The following is a 21,584-nucleotide window of genomic DNA, read 5'->3' as shown; positions in this document are numbered from 1 at the left end:
TCACTATTGATGTAGGTAGTTTGTTTGGCGACGATTATCTGATCATAAATGAAGCCTTTTTTCTATCTAAATAAACAAGTTAGCTCTTAAGATCCTGTCTATGTTGTTGTTATAGGCTGTTCGTTAAATGCTGAATGCTTAGCCCTCAAACATCTCAACGTATTCCTCATAGCCTTCTTCTGCTAATTTATCCGCTGGGATAAAGCGCATTGCGGCTGAGTTCATGCAGTAACGTAAGCCTGTTGGTTTTGGACCATCTTTAAATACATGTCCCAAGTGAGAATCACCAAACTTACTGCGAACCTCTGTTCTTGGGTAAAGCAGTTTGTAGTCAGTAGTTGTGACGACATAAGCCTCGCTGATTGGCTGTGTAAAGCTCGGCCAGCCTGTGCCTGACTTGTATTTGTCTTTTGAAGAGAACAATGGCTCCCCAGTTACGATATCAACGTAAATACCTTCTTGCTTGTTATCCCAGTATTTGTTGTCAAATGGGCGCTCAGTAGCGTCTTCTTGCGTTACATCGTATTGAAGTGCTGTAAGCTTCGCTTTGATCTCTGCATCAGACGGTTTTACGTATGTTTTAGCATTCGCTGTCGCATTCTTACTGTCGATGATCTGACGTAGTGTTTTAGGGTTGTCCTTTCTATCATCACCGAAGATCTTATCTAGGTACTGATCGCGGCCAGAAGCATAGCGGTAGTAGTTATAACGAACCTTACTCTTCTTGTAATAATCTTGGTGGTAATCTTCTGCTGGCCAGAACTTCTCAAATTTTATCAGTTCTGTTTTTAGTGGTGCACCAAAGATATTAGCTTTGTCGATCTCCATCATGAAGTTCTGAGCAACATCTTTTTGTGCTTGGTTATGATAGAAAATAGCCGGTCGATAATGACGGCCTCGGTCTACAAAAGAGCCTTTGTCATCGGTTGGATCGATGTGTCGGAAGAATTGGTCAAGAACCTGTTCGTAGCTAACCACATCAGGGTTATAGGTCACGTTGATCACTTCGATGTGACCTGACTTACCCGAAGAGACCTGTTTGTAGGTTGGGTTTTCTAGTTCACCGCCAGAATACCCAGAGATAACGTCGGTGACGCCTGTCAGCTTTTCTAGGTCGGATTCTGTACACCAAAAACAACCACCAGCCAGTGTCGCGATTTCACTATTACCTGAATTAGCTGTTTTATCCATTGTATTGGCAGTGCCAGTCTGGCTTACAAACAGCGAAATCAGTGGTAGCGCAACCACGAGTGATACCAATATTTTAGATAATTTATTCATAGATACCTCATCTTGACGTTCTTCTCATTCGATTTTGAATGTACGAATAGAGACAGGTTTTAGATGGAAAAAATTGCATCATTCACAAAAAAATATGTCGCCGAGAAAATCTTGCTCATAAATGCCGCCAGTAGTAGGGTGTCAGTATTGATATCCAATAATAGACAGCGATGGCGGTTATCGTACATCTAAGGAACAACATGCAAGCAGAAGTTAAATGGGTCGAAGGCTTTAAATTCCTAGGTCAATCTCAATCTGGCCACTCTGTAGTAATGGATGGCAGTGGTGGTGCAACCGCGCCAAGCCCAATGGAAATGGTCCTTATGGCCGCTGGTGGTTGTAGCTCTGTTGATGTCGTCGATGGTTTGAAATCTGCAGGCCAGAACATCACAGGCTGTAATGCAAAACTTGAAACGACACGTCGTGAAACAGCACCAAAAATCTTTACTGTGATTAACATTCACTTTGAAGTGTCTGGTGACAACCTAGATCCTGAGTTAGTGGCTAAAGTATGTGCTGATTCGTTAGAAAAATACTGTTCAGTATGTCTAATGTTAGGTGCTGGCGTAGAAATGACTCACAGCTGGGAAATCGTTTAGTTTTCGGTTTGTACAGCCTAGCTTGGGGCCGGTACTTTTCGGCTTACGGCTTATTAGTAAAGACAGATACAGAAAAGGGCGGAGCACTTTGAGTGCTCCGCCCTTATTATTTCGGCTAAGGTAGAGTGCTGTTATTCAGCAGTTTCTACGATAACTTCTTCAACTTGTACTTCTTCTTGGTATTCGAAACCAGGGATCGTTGCGTCAACACGACGGTTTTGAGCACGACCTTCAGCTGTATCATTTGATGCAACTGGGTTCTCTTCACCTTCGCCAGTAGCAGTGATACGCTCAGCTTCGATACCTTGCTCTTCGATGTATGCTGCTACTGCTGCCGCACGTTTCTTAGAGATCATCATGTTGTACTCAGCTGCACCTGTTGAATCTGTGTGACCAACAATGTTAACGGTAGACTGAGGGTATGTTTGTAAGACTTCCACAATTGGCTGTATAGCGGCTTTACCTTCGTCTGAAAGTTCTGTGCTGTTAGTCGCAAATGTACCTTGAGAGAAACTCTCAGTTTGCGCTTTGGTAACCACTACCTCCGCTTCCTCTTCAACGACCACAGCTTCTGGCTCTGTGATTGGTTCAGAAGGTGCTTGAGTTACAGCCGCCGCAGAAGCTGCAGCCGCTGATGCGGTTGTATTACCCGTGCCGAAATTGTAGCTAAGACCTACTGTGACAAGGTTGGAGTTTAGGTCTTGGATGATCTTATCGTCAAAATCATCGAAGTATTGGTATTCCACTCTCAGCGCCCAATCGTCTGAAAGCTGTTTCTCGGCACCGATACCTAAGGCTAAAACAACGTCGTCTTCGTCATCGTGCATGATGTAAGCAGGACCTGCTTTAAAGAAGATATCAAACTCTTGTTTAATCGCTAGTCGATACATTGGGCTTAAAGAAATGGCTACGATAGAATCGCTGTATCTTTGAGTCGCTCCGTTGTTGTTAAAGCTGGTGTCATAATCACCTAAGTAATCTGCATTCAATTCTAGAGCAATGTTATCGGTAAAGTTGTAGCCACCGTAAATACCGCCCGCAACTGAATCATCTTCACAATTAACGTTGTCGACACAAGCGCTATCTAGCCAACCCATGCCAACTTTTGCGCCTACGTATGTCGTTGCGGCAATTGATGGAGCAGCAGCGAAACCTGAAGCAGCTATCACAGCACACATGATTTTTGACAATTTTTTCATAATCTTATCCTTGGATTAACTCTTATTGTTATCTGAATGAGCCTTTAAAGCGACGACTTACTGATTGGGACACTGCAACAGTAGGTCGTTCAAGGCTTAGATTCAGGTCGAACCTATCTTGGAACTGTTATTACAGTTGCTTATTATGGTCAATGAAATTGTTAAAAATTATATATTTAAGGTGCTATTTACTGTGTTATTTGTCAACAATATGTTGTCTCAAATGTTGGAAACGAAGAAACCTCGTACCATTTTTAGGTGATACGAGGTTTCTTTTTCATGTGTGCGGATTATTGGGCTATCGACCCTGATTTGTCGAAGTTCTAGGAGTTATGGGCGCTCTCCGGCTAACAAACGTTTTTCAATGTCTGCAATGACACCTGGTAGGTCTGCAATGGTATCGATTAGGTAGTGTGGGTTTGATTTGTTTAGCTTAAGGCTCGCTTTTTCACGTGCTGCTGCCAGTGTTGTTTCGTCTGCATCTAAGTATTCTTGATACGTTAAGCCTGCTTCGTTCCCCGATAATACAAGTCCAACTGTCCACATTCCTGCGTTGTGTCCTTCATCGATCCCCGGTGCTGCGTCGTCTACTTTTACACACGCAGCAACGCTAGTTACACCTAGATCGATTACGTTTTTCAGTGCCATAAATGGAGCAGGGCGACCACCTTGAGGTAAGTCATCGGTCGCTACCACGTTATCTGGTCGGTAACCGTAATCTGCAGCAGCAGGAATTAAAACATCCATCACTTCACGTGGGTAACCTGAACAAGAACCAATTTTTACGTTCTTCTCTTTAAGGTTATTTACTACTTCAATCGCGTTTAAAATTGGCGCTGCGTGGTCGGCTACTTTCGCTTTTTGAAGAGGCATGAATGCCGCGTAGATCGCATCAACGTCTTCACTGGTCATCGAACGTCCGAACTGGGCATTCCAACGAGCATCAACAGCAGGGATTCGACCCACCGCTTGGATGTGATCCCATTTACCGATACCCATAGGTTCACGAGCTTCAGCTAAGTCGATGTCAAAGTCGAAACCTTGTTTGAATGCTTCAACGAAGATGCTAGTTGGAGCAAACGACCCAAAATCAACGATAGTGCCGGCCCAGTCAAAGATAACCGCTTGGATAGGTGATGTCGTGTTCATAATAGTGTCCTATTTTTGTGTCACTCCCAGTTCAAAGTTCTGGGAAACAAATGGTTGTTTAAGGTTATTGGTTTAAATGTTGATTTCGAGAATTAAAGGTATTCAAAATCTTTGCAGACTTTGGCTATCGCTTTTTCGAATACAGACAGAGCGACTTCTAGCTCGCTACGGCTGATGATCAATGGTGGGCTCAATTGAATCACGTTACCTTGTGAAACCTTAAAGCTCAGGCCATCGTTCAGACATTGGTAAAGTACTGCTTCTGCTTCATCGAACGCTCGGTTTTTGGTGATATGGTCAGTGACCAATTCCACTCCCCAAAGCAGACCGATGCCGCGAACGTCACCAATGACTGGGTATTTCTCTTTCATTTGAAGCAGTTGTTCACGCACGAATGCGCTGTCCGCTTGTACTTTTTCAAGTAGATTTTCTTGCTCAATCACTTCCATCGTAGCCAGTGCCGCTGCGCAGCCAATAGGACTTTTCTCGTGGGTGTAGTGACCAAGTGATACTTGCGCTGCCGTGTTGTATTTGTCTTTAGTGACCATGGCTGCAATTGGAACCAAGCCCCCGCCAAAACCTTTACCGATACAAAGAATGTCAGGTTCGATATCAAAGGCCTGGTGAGTGAACCATTCGCCACTACGACCCATACCGTTTGGAATGTCGTCGATGATCAACATGACGTTATGCTTATCGCAGATCTCACGGATGCGCTTCCAGTAAGCTTTGCTTGGAACCTGAACGTCTGTGTTACGCACTGCTTCGGCAATGAAGGCTCCAATGCCACCTTCTTTTTCAATCACATACTCTAAATAGTCGGCATAGTGAACGTCGCATGCAGTTTCGTTTGCATTGACTGCGCTATTCTCGTTAAACGGGAAAGCGCCACGATAAGAGACGGCTGGTGGAATGCGTTCTACGCCAGCCATTAACGGGCCCATGCCTTCGCGGAAACAAGCTTCACCACCCACTGAAATTGCGTCCAGTGACGCGCCATGGAATGAGTCCCACAGTGAAACGACCTTGAAGTTGTTGGTGACATGTCGAGCCAGTTTGAGTGCCATGCCGATAACCGAAGTACCACCCGGTGCAAACAACACGCGGTTCAACTCACCACCGCAGATCTGTGTCAGCTTTTCAGCGCATTGAACGGCTGTTTCATTGGTAAAGCGACGTGGTGAAAACGGCAATGACGCCATTTGCTGAGTCACTTTATGAATGATGTGAGGGTGACCATAACCTAGTTGATGGACATTATTGCCATGAAAGTCCATGTACTTTTTGCCAGTCGCATCTTGAATGTAAATGCCTTCGGCTGCTTCAAGTGTGTCTAGGCAAGGTGTTGACATCGCTTGATGAAGAAACACGTCAGAGTCACGTTTTAACATCGCTTGAGTCGCCTCATCGTTTAGCGACTCGTTCCATTTCTCACGCGCTGGCGTGGTGTTCACATCGCCTTCGCTTCGAAAGTGTGTCGCCTTTAGAACAGAATCTTGATTGGCCATCGTCATTATTTGATGTCCCAGTACATTGCGTTTTTAACTGAGCCAATGAGGGCTTCAATGTCAGAAGGGTAAACTTCACCGATGTTACCGATTCGGAAGCAGTCGGCGTTTGAAACCTTGCCCGGGTAAATCACAAAACCTTGTTCTTTCAAACGGTCATAGAATTCCTTGAATTGGTAATCGCTATGAGTTGGAGAATAGAAAGAGGTAATGATAGGTGAATGAAGATCATCATTAAGCAGTGGCTCAAAGCCAAGAGAGCGCATACCTGCAACCAAGGTAGTTTGGTTGGTTTGGTAGCGATTATGACGAGCTTCGATGCCACCTTCTTGCTCCAATTCAAGTAGAGCTTGGTAGAAAGCTCGCACTGTATGAGTTGGAGAGGTGAAGCGCCATTTACCATGGTTGCTTTCCATGCAGTACCATTGGTCAAACAGGTCAAGGCTTAGTGAACGAGCCTGGCCTTTGCATTTTTCCAGTTCCGATTGCTTCGCAATAACAAAGCCGAACCCCGGTACACCTTGAATACACTTGTTTGCTGAGCTGATCATGTAATCGACACCTAAGTCAGCGATATCCATAGGGATGCCACCAAAGCTCGACATTGCATCGAGAATGACGGTTTTGTTGTGCTGTTTTGCCAATTTGGCAATGTCTTCAATTGGATTCAGCATACCTGTCGTGGTTTCACAATGCACAATCGCAACGTGAGTAATGTCTGAATCCATGGCCAATGCCGTTTCCATTTCGTTCAAGTCAGGCTGTGATGTTTCACCTGGGGAAACGACATGGCATGGAATGTTTAAGTATTCTGCGATTTGAGCAATACGAGCGCCGTACGCACCGTTATCAACAACAAGAAGCTTACCGTTGTTAGAGATAACGCTACCGATTGTTGCTTCTACCGAAGCGGTGCCGCTACCTTGCATTAATACGCTTGTATATCCCGCTTGCTTAGTCGCTAAAGTCACTAGCTTGCTACGAATCACTTCAACAACGTCTTTGTTGTATTCATCATCCCAAGTACACCAATCTTTTAACATCGCTTGGCGAACGGTTTCAGAAGTAGATAAAGGGCCCGGTGTCAGCAGTAAGTATTCGTTTCTCATGTTCAACTCTCGTGATTTTAATTTTGGACTATACCAATATTTAGAGTTACTTTAACAACCAATTTAAACGGTCGTAAATAGCCCAAACATCATTTTCACAAAAGCTTCATATTAAAAATGGTCACTTGTCTTGAGAAAGTTTTCGATCTTTAAATTGCCATTTTTCGTTCATTTAATCGTCACAAAAGCCAGTTAGCTTAATAATCGAAATCTGGTACATACCAGTGGGAGAGGTGTGTGCCAACAACTGGAATGAATTTTTGAATATAGGTGCCTCTCGATAGGGCTTCTAGCTTTAACAACTTTAACTTTGGCAATTTTTAATTTTGGCAACTTCTCACTCTAGAGTTGGGCCTGACTGGAGAAAATGATGAAAAACCGTTTTATGAAAGGATCACTTGCAGCATTAGTCACACTATTAGCTGGTAACGCTTATGCGGCACAGGAAGTGACGGTTTATACCGCTTTTGAAACTGACATCTTAGCGAAGTACAAAAATGCTTTTGAAAGCGAAAACCCAGACATCAACATCAAATGGGTTCGTGATTCAACAGGAATCATGACGGCAAAATTATTGGCTGAGAAAAACAACCCTCGTGCAGAAGTGGTGTGGGGCCTTGCGGGTTCTTCAATGGCTCTACTTAAGGAAGAGGGCATTCTTAAGCCTTACACTCCTCAAGGTGTAGAAGCGCTGCACTCAAACCTCAACGATCCGCAATCTACTCAAGCTTGGTATGGCAACGATGCATTCTTCAATGCGGTTTGTTTCAACGAAGCGGTAGCGAAACAACTTAACCTACCAGCACCTAAATCTTGGGATGACCTAACCAAGCCTATCTACAAAGGCCACATTGCGATGCCAAACCCAGCGTCTTCTGGTACGGGTTATATGCAAGTGTCTGCTTGGCTACAAAACATGGGTGAAGACCAAGGTTGGAACTACATGCAGAAGCTAGACCAAAACATCGCTCACTACACGCACTCTGGTTCTAAGCCATGTGTTCAAGCGGGCATGGGTGAAGTCGCTATCGGTATTTCTATGGCGAGCCGTGGCGCTAAGCTGAAAACTCAAGGCGCTCCACTTTCAGTGATTACACCTGAAGGCATCGGCTGGGAATCTGAAGCGGTAGGCCTTGTTAAGCCTTCTGATGCAGCACAACGTGTTATCGATTGGTCTATTTCTAAAGCGGCAAATGAGCTTTACATCGAAATGTACCCAGTTGTTGGTCACCAAGATGTGACAGGCAAAGCAGAGAACTTCCCTAATGTAGAAAAGAACATGGCAAAAATGGACTTCGCTCGCATGGGCAGTGAACGTGCAGACGTTCTTAAAACATGGTCTGAGAAGTTTGACGCTAAATCAGAGCCAAAATCTTAATCTGCTGAGCTTTTTAGTTCATGAGCTCCTTGGTTAATTATCTACCGAGCTTATTAGACACATGGTTTATTAGATATATGGCTTATTAGACACGTAGTCCATTAGATATGCAGCTCATTAGAAGTTAGAGATCAGTAAAGGAAGGCTTCGGTCTTCCTTTTTTAGTTTTACGCCTTTAGGTTTTAAGTAAGGTACAACAAATGACAAAGCACTACTCATATTGGTTCAAGCAAGCGTTAGAACAAGAGTTTGGCAACATCAATGAGGGGCTAGATTCGGCGAAGTCGCTCCAAAAAGACGTCAACTGTGATATCGCCATTGTTGGCGGTGGCTATACGGGTTTATGGACGGCGATTTTAATCAAACAACAGCAACCCGAAAAGCATGTTGTCGTGATTGAAAAAGGTCTATGTGGTAGCGGTGCTTCTGGTGCGAACGGCGGTTGCATGCTGACGTGGTCAACTAAGTATCCGACGCTGAAAAAGCTCTACGGAAAAGAACAAGCGAAATGGTTGGTTAAGGAATCGGAAAAGGTTATATACGAGATTGAAGCCTTCTGTAACGAACACAAGATTGACGCGCATCTATATCGAAGCGGTACTTACTACACGGCGACCAATGAAGCGCAAAAGGGTGGAATGGAGCCTGTTGTTAATGAGCTGGTTAAGCGGGGTATCAATAGCTGGAAGAAGTGCGACAATTCTTTGGCTGATAAAGCGGGATCTGATCGCCACATTGAGGGTTACTACTCAGAAGCTGCGGGTAGTGTGCAGCCAGCGTTATTGGCGAGAGGCTTACGCCGCGTTGCGATCGAATTGGGTGTCGAAATTTACGAAAATACAGAAATGACTTCTCTTGATTACGGCTCACCAGTTCGCGTCCAAACTAAGGGTGGGACGATAACTTCCGATAAAGTGATCTTAGCGCTCAATGCGTGGATGCTCGATCACTTTAAAGAGTTCAAACGCAGCATAGTGGTTGTCTCTTCCGATATGGTGGTGACCAAGCCTATTCCTGAAAAGCTCAAGCAGTTTGGTCCAGAGAAAGGGGCAGCGGTGGTAGATTCGCGTATCTTTGTCCACTATTACCGAGATACCCAGGACGGACGACTCATGTTGGGCAAAGGCGGTAATAAGTTCTCGTTTGCCAATCAAGTTGAAAGCATGTTTAACCAAACGACCAACTACCTGCCGATTCTCAATCAATCGTTTCAAAAACTGTTCCCTAAATTGGAACAAAGTGAATTCGATTACAACTGGTCAGGAGGCTCAGATCGTTCGGTCACCGGTCTGCCATTTTTCGGTAATCTAAAAGGCCAAGGCAACATCTATTATGGGCTTGGTTATTCAGGCAATGGCGTTGCTCAAACCCGTATGGGCGGAAAAATTTTGTCAGCAATGGTACTCGATATCGACAATGCATGGACACGAAGTGGTTTAACCAAAGGCCCATTAGGACACTTCCCGCCAGAGCCATTTCGTTGGGTAGGTGCGATGATGGTGCGTGATGCGGTACGAAGAAAAGAGAACGCGGAAGATTCGGGTAGCAAGCCATTGTGGCTAGATAAACACTTATCCAAACTCGCAGGTGCGGCGGGTAAAGCCGACAAGGTTGAATCATAGATTAATCTAGCGTTTAAATTAGAAGTTTACATTTAGGCTCTCAGTGATTTATGGGCAAGTCACTGAGGGCTTTCAACGTTGAACGAACTTTTAATGCTGAACAAATAGCAATCTTTAATGCTTATTATATCTGCAATATAACTGTCATTTAGCTTCTATAAATTTGTCACTCAACTGCAATATTCTCAGTTTAAATTTGGTATATACCACATAGAGAGTGCTGTAGTATGAGCAACCAAACTTATTTGAATATTGAAAACGTTGTAAAGCAATTTGGCCAATTTACAGCGTTAAAAGACATCTCCCTATCGATAGATAAAGGCGAGTTCGTCTGCTTCCTTGGCCCATCTGGCTGTGGAAAAACCACCTTATTACGTGCGATTGCAGGCCTAGACTTACCAACGTCAGGTTCTATTGAGCAGAACGGTAATGATACGACCTTCTTGCCACCAGAAAAGCGCGACTTTGGCATCGTGTTCCAATCTTACGCTTTGTTTCCAAATCTCACTGTGGAAGAAAACATTGCGATTGGTCTGAAAAACCAAGGCATGTCGACCAAAGAAGCCCTTGAGACGGTTGAGTCTTGGTTAGAGACCATTGGCTTACCAACGTCTGGTCAGAAATTTCCAAATCAGCTATCTGGTGGACAGCAGCAGCGTGTTGCTCTGGCTCGCGCATTAGCCTTGTCTCCAGGCTTGTTGCTACTCGATGAACCGCTTTCTGCGTTGGATGCGAAGGTAAGAACACACCTACGTGATGAGATCTGCCAACTGCAACGCAAATTGGGTATCACCACTATTATGGTGACGCACGACCAAGATGAAGCGTTAACGATGGCAGACCGTATTGTCGTGATGAATCATGGTGTTATCGAGCAGGTCGGTGCTCCTCAAGAGATCTACCAAAAACCTTTCAGTCGTTTTGTGGCTGAGTTTGTTGGTAGCATGAACTTTATTCAAGCTTCTGTTGCGGCTCAAGGCAAGATGCGTATTGCTGAGTCAATGCTGCCGTTACCTGGCTTAGATAATCTCACGCCAAATCTGGGTGATGTTTTTGATATTGCCGTTCGTCCAGAGCAAATCCAGTTTGTTGATCGTTTTAGTGAATCCTTGCCAGTGAGAATCGTATCAAGCGAATTCTTAGGGGCGTTTTATCGTGTTGAGTGTCAATTGCAACATGACTCAACGGCGAAAGAGATCATCGTTGATGTACCCGTCAAAGAGTTCAACCGATTGAAGCTGCGTCGCAGTGATATTCGTTACGTGGCGTTTGATCAAGAAGGCCTTAGAGCTTACCCATCGAAAAGCCTGCAAGTGATGAAAGACGAGGCGGCGTAATCAATCATGGAATCGACTCAAATGATGCAATCTAAGCTGCTAATTCAACGACGAGTACAACCTTTTCTGGCTCGGTTAAGCAAAGACAACGTGATTCTATTTGGGCTGCTGGCCTTTTTGTCTGTGGTCATGACGTTGTTTATCCTGATGCCACTGTGGGCAATGTTGAAAAAGAGTGTTCAGAACGCAGACGGTGAATTTGTAGGTTTACAGAATTTCGCTACGTATTTTGCTTCTCACAGCCTGTGGCAGTCGGTAGGCAATACGTTCACGCTTGGGTTGTTAGTGACCGTTGTCGTGGGCGTCTTGGCGTTTGGTTATGCCTATGCGCTAACTCGTTCATGCATGCCTTTTAAGGGGCTTTTTCAAGTGCTAGGTTCAGCGCCTATTCTGGCCCCTTCATTGCTTCCAGCGATCAGTTTGATCTTCTTATTTGGTAATCAAGGTATCGCTAAAGAAGTCTTAGGGGGCAACTCGGTTTATGGTTTGATTGGTATCTCACTGGGCTTGATATTTTGGACGTTTCCACACGCCTTGATGATTCTGACCACCTCATTAAGAACCTCTGACGCTCGCCTGTATGAGGCAGCACGTGCACTCAATACTTCATCGTTAAAAACTTTCTTCATGGTGACGTTACCTGCGGCAAAATACGGCTTGATCAGCACCCTGATTGTTGTGTTTACGCTGGTGGTTTGTGACTTTGGTGTGCCAAAGGTGATAGGTGGTAGCTACAACGTGTTATCGACTGACATCTTTAAGCAGGTGGTTGGTCAACAGAATTTCTCTATGGGTGCGGTAACCAGTATCTTACTGCTATTGCCTGCGTTGCTTGCGTTTACCGTTGACCGCTGGGTTCAAAAGAAACAGAAGAGCTTGTTTGATACTCGTTCTGTCGCGTACCAACCTGAACCTAGCACGCTACGTGATGGCTTATGTTTCCTTTATTGCACCATTATCTCTGCTGCTGTGGTTATCGTGTTGGGCATGGCGATATATGGATCTATGGTCACCTTTTGGCCTTGGAACAAAGCGTTAACGCTAAACAACTACAACTTCGCAGAAATGAGTACCTATGGTTGGGCGCCATTCTTTAACTCGTTAACGCTTGGTGCTTGGACTGCGATTATCGGTACCGTATTGATTTTCTTAGGCGCCTATTGCATTGAGAAAGGCCGCGCATTTGGTCCTGTTCGTCAGGCAATGCAAATGCTCAGTGTGGTACCGATGGCCGTTCCGGGTATGGTGTTGGGTTTGGGCTATATCTTCTACTTTAATGATTTGAGTAACCCACTCAACTTCTTGTATGGCACGATGGCGTTCTTGGTGATTAATACGGTGGTTCACTACTACACAGTCGGCCACATGACAGCGTTAACCGCATTAAAACAGCTGCCTGAGGAAATAGAAGCGACGGCGGCTTCGGTTAACCTACCGCAATACAAGCTGTTCTTTAAAGTGACGGTGCCGGTTTGTTTGCCTGCGATTTTAGATATTGCGACATACCTGTTTATTAATGCACTTACCACGACATCTGCGGTAGTATTCTTGTATTCTACCGATACGATACCTGCGTCAGTTTCAGTACTGAATATGGATGATGCGGGACAAACGGGTGCAGCAGCTGCCATGGCGGTGATGATCATGATATCGGCAGCGAGCGCGAAGTTGATTCATATGTTAATCAACAAGTTATTCGAGAAGCGCACCCAGGCTTGGCGTAAACGCTAACGAACTATTTTATATTGCAGTTGGCCAAGGAGTGGCTGACGACAAGAACAAGAATAAAAGGAAATGAAGTGCAGTACGTAAAAATCAAAGATGTCATCGTAGAGCAGATAGAGTCGGGGATGTTAACACCACGACAGAAGCTGCCTGCGGAACGTAAGCTGGCTGAATCGTTTGATACGACTCGAGTTACCTTACGCGAAGCCTTGTCTTCACTTGAAGCGGAAGGGCGCATGTATCGAGAAGACCGACGTGGTTGGTTTATCTCTCCCGAGCCGCTTCGTTACGATCCAACACAAACGCTGAACTTCACCAATATGGCTCTATCGCAGAATCGACAGCCGAAAACTGAGTTGGTGGCGGCGAAAGGAATGTTAGCAACCAAGGAGGCGACTCGGCTTCTTGAGTTACAACCTTTCTCGGACGTTTATCGAGTAGACAGAGTTCGTTATCTTGAAGATAGGCCGGTTGTGTATGTGACCAACTACATTCGACCAGAGTTGTTCCCTAACTTGCTTGATTATGACTTGTCTAAATCGTTGACGGACATCTACCGCGAACACTTTGGTGTGGTGTATCAGAAGATCCGTTACCGAGTGAGCACAACGTCTTTACTTGGCGAGACAGCGCAAGCCTTGCGTGCGACTTCTGGCTCACCTGCAATGGTTGTTGAGCGTGTTAACTACAATCAAAACGGCGATCTGATTGACTGTGATATTGAGTATTGGCGTCATGACGCGATCAGTATTGAGTCAATCGCGCAGCTAGAGCGCTAGTCATACGTTAGAACGTTAGAACGTTAGAACGTTAGAACGTTAGCATATCTGCAATTATGCAGGATTGCCCAATTGAAAAGTTCAAAGGTCTCTTATTCGGAGGCCTTTTTATCACCTGTTGTCAGCCGTTGTGCTAATTCATCTATAATTTAGGAATGAAATGGAATTCTCTGCCATCGTCATCGTGACTATTTCGGCTTTGCTTCACGCGGGTTGGAACGTTCTAGGTAAATCGAATCAAGGATCGGGCTCGTCTTTCTTCTTAGCCTCTGGCTTTGCCGCTGCTGCGATATTGACTCCCTATTTGATTTGGTTCATTTACAGTGTCGGCTTTGTGGATATCACGCTTTTATTCTGGAAGCTACTTCTTTTAAGTGGTATTTGCCAAATCATCTATTTAATCGGCTTAGGTGTAGCCTACAAGCAGGCCGATATTGGGGTGATTTACCCGATGGCACGAGCGCTGCCCGTGTTGATGGTGGGTTTAGGCACGGTGTTGATAGGCTATGAGCTGTCACCTAATCAATGGTTTGGCTTCACCTTGATTACCTTGGGTTGTTTGTTTGTACCACTTAAGAAGTTTTCAGATCTTAGGTTAAAAGCGTATCTCAACCTTGGCGTACTGTGGGCGTTAATCGTGGCCATTGGTACCACGGGCTATTCCATCATTGATAAAGAAGCGCTTCTGTTACTCGATCCTTTGAGCACACCAGTTATAACTAACAAGCACACCGCGATTTTCTACCTAGGTATCCAGTTCTGGGCAATTGTGATTCCGTTGAGTGTTTGGTTATTCGTAACCAACCAAAGAATCGAGTTTACTAATGCTTGGATACTGCGAAAGAAAGCCACGCTTGCAGGCATTATGATGGCTTCGACCTATGGCTTAGTGCTGTTTGCGATGACCATGACTGAAAATGTCAGCTTGGTTGTTGCTCTTAGGCAAGTGAGTATCATTTTCGGCGTAGTGATGGGGATCTACTTTTTAAAGGAAAAGTGGCACGCGACTCGCGGTGTAGGCGTATCTCTAATTATTGCTGGCTTAGTTATCTCATTGACTTAAAAGATCGCCTGAGTGATTGGGGATTTGTGAATAGGTATCTCTATTAAGTTAAATGAAAAAACGCCCTTAGCGAAACAAACTTCGTTAAGGGCGTTTTCTCTTTATCTAGTAAGAAGCTGTAGGTAGTAAAAGACTTACCCCGCTAAATCTTGAGCATCTTGCTGTTTCAACACTTTGTGGCCATCTTCAGTGACACCACGTTTCCAGTAGCTGCTGATGTAGATGTTCTCTTTCGCGACTTCTTTTTCGTTGCGGAAGTATTGTCTTAGCTCACGCATGCTTTCAAATTCACACGCTGTCCATATTGAAACCTGACCTTCTAACCATTCTGTGTTGCGCACGGTTTGTGAAAGTGACTCTGAGGTTTCATCTTCAATCAACCAGGTTACTTTGATACCTTGAGGAGTCTCAAGTACCTGCTTATCTGCTGCTGAGTTGATCTGAATGATAGCGTGACCAGTCGCTGTTTCTGGGAGCGTTTTTACTTTTGCAGAAAGCGCAGGTAGGGACGTCATGTCTGCAACTAAGAAGAACCAGTCTGACTCTAGGTTAAGCCCCTGAATTAAACCAGGACCAGCCACTGAAATAGTGTCACCCACTTTCGCGTTCATTGCCCACCTTGCAGCAAAGCCACACTGTAAATCTTTAGTGATGTGACGAACGAAATCGACTTCAATCCACTGCTCTACAGGATTGTACTGACGAATGGTGTAGGTACGCATGGTTGGGCGCTCACCTTCGTTTAGCAGGCTTAAATCAGTCGTGCCAAGTGGCGAGAATAAAAGCTTGATGTAGCCGCCGGCACATTCTGTTGGGTATTTACTTAATCCCTCACCGCTAAGCGTTATGCGCTGCATGTTTGGAGTAATTGTTGAGGTTTGAGTAACGGTTAATGTGATAGGGCTAGGCTTGCTCATATAAGGCTCTCTTAGATTTGGATTTCCACATCATAATCCTGAACTAAAAAACACTCAATACTAATAGTTATCATTTACTTTTATTTACACATGTACTACCTAACTTATACGACAGATCCTATTGAGAAACGGATCCTACAAAAAAGAGCCCTTTAGAAAACTAAAGGGCTCTTAGGATTGGTTTGACTCAGCGAACAGAATTAGCTGTTTGCTTGCTCTAGTTCAATCGTTTCTTCAGCGGCTTTCGCAGCTTCTAGCATCTTACGAATAATGAACGATGCTGCCATTGCGATACCTACCATCACGACGGCAAGAACAGTCAGCATTTGGAAGTAATCACCGTAAACCGTTTGCACGATCTCTTGTGTGATCTCTTGACCTTTCTCTAGTGCAATAGACGTTGAGAATACCGCGCCAACAATGCCTGATAGTGCGATAGCAACAGAGAACAAGCTTACTGAGAAGTTTTCAATGTGCTTAGGTGCAACAGACAGGATGAAGGCTACAACCATTGAACCTACAATCACTTCACCGAATGCTAGGAAGAAGTGAATCGCTAGGAAGACTTCTGGGCGGATCAGAACATCGTCACCAACGGTCGTTACTGCCATCGTAAGGATACCGAAAGCGATAGCCGTAAGGATGAAAGAGAAACCGACTTTGGTTGCAGTTGAGAAGTTAATGTTTTTCTTTTCTAGGCTAGAGAAGATACCCGCGATGATAGGACCAGCAACCATACACCATAGTGGGTTCATTGCCATTGAAGCTTCAGGTGCAACAGGGATAAAACCAAATAGATCGCCACGCATTGTGTTGATCGCTACCATTGTCATCGAAGTCATCATCTGACCGTAGTACACGAAGAAACATGTCGTCAGGAATGTGATGATTAAAATAGTGCCCATTTTCAGCATGTCTGATTTCTTCGATTTCAACATCAAAGAAACAAAGTAGATGATCGCTGCACCACCGATTGCGTACACGATGTTTTGGCCAATATCCATGTTCGAGAACATGAAGAATACCAAGCCAATCATAGCGGCAGAAAGACCAAGGAACGCTGCCCAGTTTTTAGTGCTTACTGGTTTTTGGTCGATTTCAGCACTTGCTTCAACAAGGCCTTTGCGAACAAAGGTCATCATCAGAAGCGCAGCACCGGCTAGAACCGCTGAAAGAAGGAAACCACCGTGGAAACCAACAACAAGTACTAGCATTGGGAACAGGTATTGGCCTAACAGAGCACCAATATTGTTTACTGAGTAGTTGATTGGGTAGCAGTTCTCAAAATCTTCTTGAGTTTTGAACGTGCGTTTGTAAAGACTTGGGTAAGAAGGGGACATCAAACCACGTGCATAACTTGCTAACGCAATACCACATAATGCCATCGGAACATTGGTTGCTGCTGCACCAAGTACCAGTAGAACGTAACCACTTGCGAACCCTAGGAAGGCAATGGTTAAAGATCGGTAAGCGCCTAAAAACTTGTCGGCGATAAAGCCACCTGCGATAGCAAATAGCGGTCCGATTGCAGAGAAAGCACCAACAACCATCATGGTGTCGGCTTCATTGTAGTTCAGATCTTCAAGGAAGAAACGAGTCAAGATCACCATGACGCCATAGAACGAAAGTCCGAACATCATTTGGCAGAACATCATTGATTTGTTTAATCTATTCCACATTATTTTATTCTCACGTTTGTATTAATATGTAGTGTAATTACCCGATTATAATATCATTAGTAGTAATACATAAACTGAAACATCTGTCCCAAACAGAACTTTACTCGATATATCTTTTCTTATGAGTGCATTCATATTTCTCATGAATGAGATTTGCAACGTTAGATTTTGCAAGTGGATGCATGGCGGTATGAAATTTAGCCATCATCATTTGTGGCTAAGTAATGAACTAATAAAGGGAAAGTTAGAGGTAGTCATTCTGTAAGTTATTTTGAGTGAGTATCACTTTCAATTAGCTGTTGGGCTTTAGCCAATAAAAAAGCCAGCTTGGTGGCTGGCTTTGTTGAGATATTGAAAACTAAGTTTACAAGAATACTGTCTCTATAGAGGCTTTCTCCACTCGTGTTCCTGTCTTTTATTCACAAGGTGGTGCCATGTGGATCACGGCTAGGCCGCCTAGAGAAGTTTCACGGTACTTCTTGTTCATGTCTTTACCTGTTTGATACATGGTCTCGATAACCTTGTCTAACGAGATAAGACACTTGCTGGTACGTTTCAACGCCATGCGCGATGCATTGATGGCTTTCATTGCACCCATTGCGTTACGTTCGATACATGGCACCTGAACAAGGCCACCGATCGGATCGCATGTCATGCCCAGTGAGTGTTCCATCGCGATCTCAGCTGCAATACAAATCTGTTCGTTGCTACCACCACGTAGGGCAGTTAGGCCTGCTGCGGCCATTGATGAAGAAACGCCGACTTCACCCTGACAACCTACCTCTGCGCCAGAAATCGAAGCGTTGGTTTTGTATAAGATGCCGATTGCGCCAGAGACTGCCAAGAAGTCTTTAAGCTGCTTAGTGTCTAGCTCTTTGATGAAGCGATGGTAGTACATTAATACCGCAGGAATAACCCCAGCCGCACCGTTGGTCGGTGATGTCACGACCTGACCGCCCGCTGCGTTTTCTTCACTTACAGCAAAGGCAAATAGGTTAATCCAATCCATGATCTCCATTGGATCGTTTTCAATCGAGGCATTTGCTTCCAGCTTTTTAAGCAGAGCAGGTGCTCGACGAGTGACTTCTAGACCGCCATCAAGAATGCCTTCCGTGTCAAAGCCACGCTGCATACACAGAGACATCACCTTCCAAATTTGGTCGGCTTTCTGGTCAATCACATCCATACCTTGGAAAGACACTTCGTTACGCAGAATTAAGCCACCAAGGCTCAGTCCTTGTTGTTCGGATAGTTCAATTAACTGATCAGCGGAAGAGAAAGGGAACTCAACTTGTGTTTCTGCTTCCTGTTTGCCGTTTTGTAGCTCATCAGCGGTTGCGATAAAGCCACCACCAATCGAGTAGTAGGTTTCCATATCCAGAAGGCTGCCGCTTTCGTTAAAGGCAGAGATAGTCATACCATTTTCATGCAGCGGAAGGTTGGTCTTGTGGAAGAGCAGATCGCTTTCTACATCGAAATAAATTTCATGGTTACCGCTAACCAATAGAGATTTATCTTCAATCGCCTTACGCATTGCTTGGTTAGCACTGGTGATTTTAATGGTGTCGGGGCGGTTACCTAGCAAACCTAACAAGGTCGCTCTGTCTGTGTGGTGACCAATACCCGTCAATGATAACGAGCCGTATAAGTCGATTTGAATACGCTTCACTTGCTTAAGCTGAGCATCAATTTTTTGGGTAAAGTTAAACCCAGCGATCATTGGTCCATTTGTGTGGGAGCTGGATGGTCCAACCCCAATTTTGTAGATATCAAAAATAGACAGCATAGTAACTTCCTGTGAAGACGGTTCGATGGACGAACTCTGTGTAAAATTTGTATTTGGTTAGTTGCACTTCTTTGAGTGAACCTGTTCTGTGGGTGAAACAGTTATGCGATAGAGCGTATTCATTGATTGAAAGGGCTCTTTTATCGACTAGTGCTAACAAGCATAGAGCGATGAAATACAAGAGCGTGCTATGTTTGCTGTAAAGCGACACGTTTATTCTTGTATTACCTAAGATGTCGCTATCAATAGTGAGCATTATTGCGAGCAACATATAAGAATTTCAAAATACTTTTGTTAACAAGTATTGTATACATAATTCACTCCATCTAATCCCCAAAACGAGACTTGAACATAAAATGAGCATTAATCACCTCCTTATTGTGCTGGGTAAGCGACTTAATGAGAATAAATTGACTGATGAAGGAATCAGTCGAGTTGATGCTTTGGTTGAGTATCTGGCGGAGCCTTTGGTAGAAGAGTCGAATCAGCAAACTGCGGTAGCATTTTGTGGTGGGCTAACAAAAGGGCAAACACTGTCTGAAGCCGACGCGATGCACCAGTACTTTAGAAAGCTTGAAAAGCAGCGTGAACATCCGTTTTCTTTAGGGGCGATTTTGCTCGAGCAGCACTCGACCAACACTGTCGAGAACATACAGAACTTGGCCTCAGAGATGATTGCAAGCGGGCTGTTTACTCGCGGGCAAAGTGTGCAAGTGACATTCGTTTCGAATGACTACCATTTACAACGTATATTCGAGATTCAATCGCTCATGGGCGAGCAAGGTTTGCTTAAAGTTCTCATCGAGAAGTGTTCCGCACTTGGGGTAGAGCAGCAAATAGATCGCAGGTTGGAGGCTCATGTTGCGGTGCCATACCCACATCAAAGTGCTCAGGGGCAATTGTTTCTGTTGATGGACGTTCTGACGACCTACCGAGTTTATCTTGAAGGTGTTTGTGCGGGCGCATTTAAGCGAGATTTAGAGTTGGTTAGACGAGAGCCAGAAAGACTGTCTTTGGAAGCATTGATCACTGCCAAAGAGCTCGTTGGACGTTCATCTGACTTTGACATTGTGGAGAGTTTACTCCCAGCATTGGAGCGCTGTATCCAGCAGACTTCAGTGGGTACCGATGTAAAAAAAGTCAGGGAATACCTAGCTCTACTAGATACTAACCTGACTTTATTGAATCGTTATTTAGATCCGGAATCGGATCACACACATCGCTGGTGGCGATAGGTGATTATTTCTTTCTCGTGATGCCAAAAGCTAGAAGTTCAGTGCCTTCTTCAGCGATGTTTTTAACCGCTCGAACGTAATCATCGCCCATAACATTGTGCCAGAAGGCTCATGTGTTTTTTTACAGTGATTAACTTTGGTTTTCTGAATCTTGCTCATGGTTATTGCGGTAGTACTCCCACTGTTCAATGCGCTCGCCGTCATCGAATACACAGTAAGTTGTACGCTGATTGTTTTCAGTAACCGTGTCTAATTCACCGTCTTGTTGAACACAATAAACCGCTGCTGGGTTAGCGACTGAAACACGTTGGCCCTCGCTATATTCTGCATAGTCGTTTGCACAACCGCCTAATACAACGGCACATACAGCCATCAAACCAATTTTCTTCATGTCTATCTCCTACGTGATAACTCTATAATCGAATGCGTTAAGTTCTACAGAACCAAATGAGAAGCTCTATGAAATTAGTATATTTTAGATTTCAGAAAAGGTTGTCCTAATTTGGTCAAGATATTGAAATAGGTTGATATTTCTTCATGTTTAACGACTTTTTGAGTGTTAGATCAAGCTAAGTGGATTCAAGTTACCGTAGGAATATCCCCGTCCGATCCGTTCTGGTTAGCGGTTGTGAACCTCGAATCTATTGATGATTATGATATGATGCCGCCAAATTCAGTAGAGCAGTCAGAATCATGAGACACCTAAAAACAACCATCCATCCTGATATCGACCATCTAGACAATAAAACGGTCTATAAGCGCAACGCTGCCCGTGCCATTGTGTTAGATGGTGAAGACATTCTGATGCTGTATACAGAGCGTTATCACGACTACACCATTCCTGGTGGTGGTTTGGATGAAGGGGAAGATGTGATCGCAGGTATGGTTCGTGAACTCGAAGAAGAGACTGGCGCGAAGAATATCCATAGCATCAAGCCGTTCGGCATTTTTGAAGAGTTTCGTCCTTGGTACAAAGACGATGCAGACATGATGCACATGATTTCTTACTGCTACTCATGCAAGATCGATCGTGAGCTTGGTGAAACGGCTTACGAAGATTATGAAGTGAAAAACGGGATGAAACCGGTGTGGATTAACATTCATGACGCAATTGCTCATAACGAGAAGACTATGGCCGAGAGCCCTAAAAAGGGCATGAGCATTGAGCGGGAAACGTTTCTGCTGCATTTAGTAGCGAAGGAAATGCTGTAGGCTAAA

At 44.5% G+C, this 21,584-nt stretch carries 18 protein-coding genes; 9 read left to right on the top strand and 9 right to left on the bottom strand.

What is annotated here, in order from left to right; translation table 11 throughout:
* Nucleotides 1–138: 138 nt before the first annotated feature.
* Nucleotides 139–1,281, bottom strand: coding sequence for a peptide-methionine (R)-S-oxide reductase MsrB (gene msrB / locus F0229_RS10975; RefSeq protein ID WP_017061740.1), 1,143 nt, complete (start codon nt 1,279–1,281; stop codon nt 139–141).
* Nucleotides 1,282–1,481: 200 nt separating this feature from the next.
* On the opposite strand from msrB, the gene F0229_RS10970 reads away from it, so the two are divergent.
* Nucleotides 1,482–1,880, top strand: coding sequence for an OsmC family protein (locus F0229_RS10970; protein ID WP_017068628.1), 399 nt, complete (start codon nt 1,482–1,484; stop codon nt 1,878–1,880).
* Between the two features lie 131 nt (nt 1,881–2,011).
* Here the strand turns inward: F0229_RS10970 and F0229_RS10965 are convergent, their stop codons facing one another.
* The 4 genes from F0229_RS10965 to phnW all read right to left on the bottom strand — a co-directional run bounded on the left by F0229_RS10965 (nt 2,012) and on the right by phnW (nt 6,845).
* Nucleotides 2,012–3,079 (bottom strand): OmpA family protein, encoded by a 1,068-nt coding sequence (locus F0229_RS10965; RefSeq protein WP_171732841.1) that lies wholly within the window; start codon nt 3,077–3,079, stop codon nt 2,012–2,014.
* A gap of 330 nt (nt 3,080–3,409) precedes the next feature.
* The gene (phnX, locus tag F0229_RS10960; RefSeq protein ID WP_171732840.1) at nt 3,410–4,228 is read right to left on the bottom strand and encodes a phosphonoacetaldehyde hydrolase; all 819 of its coding nucleotides are present in this window, start codon (nt 4,226–4,228) and stop codon (nt 3,410–3,412) included.
* 92 nt (nt 4,229–4,320) lie between these two features.
* Nucleotides 4,321–5,742 (bottom strand): aspartate aminotransferase family protein, encoded by a 1,422-nt coding sequence (locus tag F0229_RS10955; protein WP_171732839.1) that lies wholly within the window; start codon nt 5,740–5,742, stop codon nt 4,321–4,323.
* On the bottom strand, nt 5,742–6,845 hold the full coding sequence (gene phnW / locus F0229_RS10950) for a 2-aminoethylphosphonate--pyruvate transaminase (RefSeq protein WP_171732838.1): 1,104 nt from the start codon (nt 6,843–6,845) through the stop codon (nt 5,742–5,744). Before phnW ends, F0229_RS10955 begins: the two co-directional genes overlap by 1 nt.
* A gap of 367 nt (nt 6,846–7,212) precedes the next feature.
* On the opposite strand from phnW, the gene F0229_RS10945 reads away from it, so the two are divergent.
* The 6 genes from F0229_RS10945 (at nt 7,213) to F0229_RS10920 (ending at nt 14,749) form a co-directional block, all read left to right on the top strand.
* Complete coding sequence (locus F0229_RS10945; protein ID WP_171732837.1) at nt 7,213–8,223, top strand: putative 2-aminoethylphosphonate ABC transporter substrate-binding protein; 1,011 nt, start codon at nt 7,213–7,215, stop codon at nt 8,221–8,223.
* 200 nt (nt 8,224–8,423) lie between these two features.
* Nucleotides 8,424–9,845, top strand: coding sequence for an FAD-dependent oxidoreductase (locus F0229_RS10940; RefSeq protein WP_171732836.1), 1,422 nt, complete (start codon nt 8,424–8,426; stop codon nt 9,843–9,845).
* 227 nt (nt 9,846–10,072) lie between these two features.
* Nucleotides 10,073–11,182, top strand: coding sequence for a putative 2-aminoethylphosphonate ABC transporter ATP-binding protein (locus F0229_RS10935; protein ID WP_171732835.1), 1,110 nt, complete (start codon nt 10,073–10,075; stop codon nt 11,180–11,182).
* Nucleotides 11,183–11,188: 6 nt separating this feature from the next.
* Entirely contained in the window at nt 11,189–12,913 is a 1,725-nt protein-coding gene (locus F0229_RS10930; RefSeq protein WP_171732834.1) for a putative 2-aminoethylphosphonate ABC transporter permease subunit, read from the top strand.
* A gap of 68 nt (nt 12,914–12,981) precedes the next feature.
* A complete protein-coding gene (gene phnR / locus F0229_RS10925) occupies nt 12,982–13,686 on the top strand; it encodes a phosphonate utilization transcriptional regulator PhnR (protein WP_171732833.1) in 705 nt (234 codons plus the stop codon).
* A 160-nt stretch (nt 13,687–13,846) separates the two neighbouring features.
* A complete protein-coding gene (locus tag F0229_RS10920) occupies nt 13,847–14,749 on the top strand; it encodes a multidrug transporter (RefSeq protein ID WP_171732832.1) in 903 nt (300 codons plus the stop codon).
* A 134-nt stretch (nt 14,750–14,883) separates the two neighbouring features.
* On the opposite strand, the gene F0229_RS10915 is transcribed toward F0229_RS10920, so the two are convergent.
* The 3 genes from F0229_RS10915 to F0229_RS10905 all read right to left on the bottom strand — a co-directional run bounded on the left by F0229_RS10915 (nt 14,884) and on the right by F0229_RS10905 (nt 19,131).
* Nucleotides 14,884–15,666 carry a siderophore-interacting protein gene (locus tag F0229_RS10915; protein ID WP_171732831.1) on the bottom strand — a complete coding sequence of 261 codons (783 nt, stop codon included), beginning with the start codon at nt 15,664–15,666 and terminating at the stop codon, nt 14,884–14,886.
* 200 nt (nt 15,667–15,866) lie between these two features.
* Nucleotides 15,867–17,345 (bottom strand): peptide MFS transporter, encoded by a 1,479-nt coding sequence (locus tag F0229_RS10910; protein WP_367613540.1) that lies wholly within the window; start codon nt 17,343–17,345, stop codon nt 15,867–15,869.
* Between the two features lie 415 nt (nt 17,346–17,760).
* Nucleotides 17,761–19,131, bottom strand: a complete 1,371-nt coding sequence (locus F0229_RS10905) for an L-serine ammonia-lyase (protein ID WP_171732830.1) — start codon at nt 19,129–19,131, stop codon at nt 17,761–17,763.
* Between the two features lie 356 nt (nt 19,132–19,487).
* On the opposite strand from F0229_RS10905, the gene F0229_RS10900 reads away from it, so the two are divergent.
* Nucleotides 19,488–20,366 carry a YdcF family protein gene (locus tag F0229_RS10900; RefSeq protein ID WP_017064809.1) on the top strand — a complete coding sequence of 293 codons (879 nt, stop codon included), beginning with the start codon at nt 19,488–19,490 and terminating at the stop codon, nt 20,364–20,366.
* 130 nt (nt 20,367–20,496) lie between these two features.
* On the opposite strand, the gene F0229_RS10895 is transcribed toward F0229_RS10900, so the two are convergent.
* Nucleotides 20,497–20,757 (bottom strand): DUF333 domain-containing protein, encoded by a 261-nt coding sequence (locus tag F0229_RS10895; protein ID WP_017059521.1) that lies wholly within the window; start codon nt 20,755–20,757, stop codon nt 20,497–20,499.
* A 302-nt stretch (nt 20,758–21,059) separates the two neighbouring features.
* On the opposite strand from F0229_RS10895, the gene F0229_RS10890 reads away from it, so the two are divergent.
* Nucleotides 21,060–21,578, top strand: coding sequence for an NUDIX hydrolase (locus F0229_RS10890; protein ID WP_017079685.1), 519 nt, complete (start codon nt 21,060–21,062; stop codon nt 21,576–21,578).
* Nucleotides 21,579–21,584: the final 6 nt, after the last annotated feature.

It is taken from the genome of Vibrio sp. AIC-3 (assembly GCF_013114515.1).
In the GTDB taxonomy this organism is placed as follows: Bacteria; Pseudomonadota; Gammaproteobacteria; order Enterobacterales; family Vibrionaceae; genus Vibrio; species Vibrio crassostreae_C.
The sequence above is the reverse complement of the archived record's forward strand: the minus strand, read 5'-3'. Positions and strand labels throughout refer to the sequence as shown.

What these genes read in the sequence shown, in the direction of transcription:
- msrB (WP_017061740.1), bottom strand. Translation starts at nt 1,281, where the DNA reads ATGAATAAATTATCTAAAATATTGGTATCACTCGTGGTTGCGCTACCA.
- F0229_RS10970 (WP_017068628.1), top strand. Translation starts at nt 1,482, where the DNA reads ATGCAAGCAGAAGTTAAATGGGTCGAAGGCTTTAAATTCCTAGGTCAA.
- F0229_RS10965 (WP_171732841.1), bottom strand. Translation starts at nt 3,079, where the DNA reads ATGAAAAAATTGTCAAAAATCATGTGTGCTGTGATAGCTGCTTCAGGT.
- phnX (WP_171732840.1), bottom strand. Translation starts at nt 4,228, where the DNA reads ATGAACACGACATCACCTATCCAAGCGGTTATCTTTGACTGGGCCGGC.
- F0229_RS10955 (WP_171732839.1), bottom strand. Translation starts at nt 5,742, where the DNA reads ATGACGATGGCCAATCAAGATTCTGTTCTAAAGGCGACACACTTTCGA.
- phnW (WP_171732838.1), bottom strand. Translation starts at nt 6,845, where the DNA reads ATGAGAAACGAATACTTACTGCTGACACCGGGCCCTTTATCTACTTCT.
- F0229_RS10945 (WP_171732837.1), top strand. Translation starts at nt 7,213, where the DNA reads ATGATGAAAAACCGTTTTATGAAAGGATCACTTGCAGCATTAGTCACA.
- F0229_RS10940 (WP_171732836.1), top strand. Translation starts at nt 8,424, where the DNA reads ATGACAAAGCACTACTCATATTGGTTCAAGCAAGCGTTAGAACAAGAG.
- F0229_RS10935 (WP_171732835.1), top strand. Translation starts at nt 10,073, where the DNA reads ATGAGCAACCAAACTTATTTGAATATTGAAAACGTTGTAAAGCAATTT.
- F0229_RS10930 (WP_171732834.1), top strand. Translation starts at nt 11,189, where the DNA reads ATGGAATCGACTCAAATGATGCAATCTAAGCTGCTAATTCAACGACGA.
- F0229_RS10920 (WP_171732832.1), top strand. Translation starts at nt 13,847, where the DNA reads ATGGAATTCTCTGCCATCGTCATCGTGACTATTTCGGCTTTGCTTCAC.
- F0229_RS10915 (WP_171732831.1), bottom strand. Translation starts at nt 15,666, where the DNA reads ATGAGCAAGCCTAGCCCTATCACATTAACCGTTACTCAAACCTCAACA.
- F0229_RS10910 (WP_367613540.1), bottom strand. Translation starts at nt 17,345, where the DNA reads ATGTGGAATAGATTAAACAAATCAATGATGTTCTGCCAAATGATGTTC.
- F0229_RS10905 (WP_171732830.1), bottom strand. Translation starts at nt 19,131, where the DNA reads ATGCTGTCTATTTTTGATATCTACAAAATTGGGGTTGGACCATCCAGC.
- F0229_RS10900 (WP_017064809.1), top strand. Translation starts at nt 19,488, where the DNA reads ATGAGCATTAATCACCTCCTTATTGTGCTGGGTAAGCGACTTAATGAG.
- F0229_RS10895 (WP_017059521.1), bottom strand. Translation starts at nt 20,757, where the DNA reads ATGAAGAAAATTGGTTTGATGGCTGTATGTGCCGTTGTATTAGGCGGT.
- F0229_RS10890 (WP_017079685.1), top strand. Translation starts at nt 21,060, where the DNA reads ATGAGACACCTAAAAACAACCATCCATCCTGATATCGACCATCTAGAC.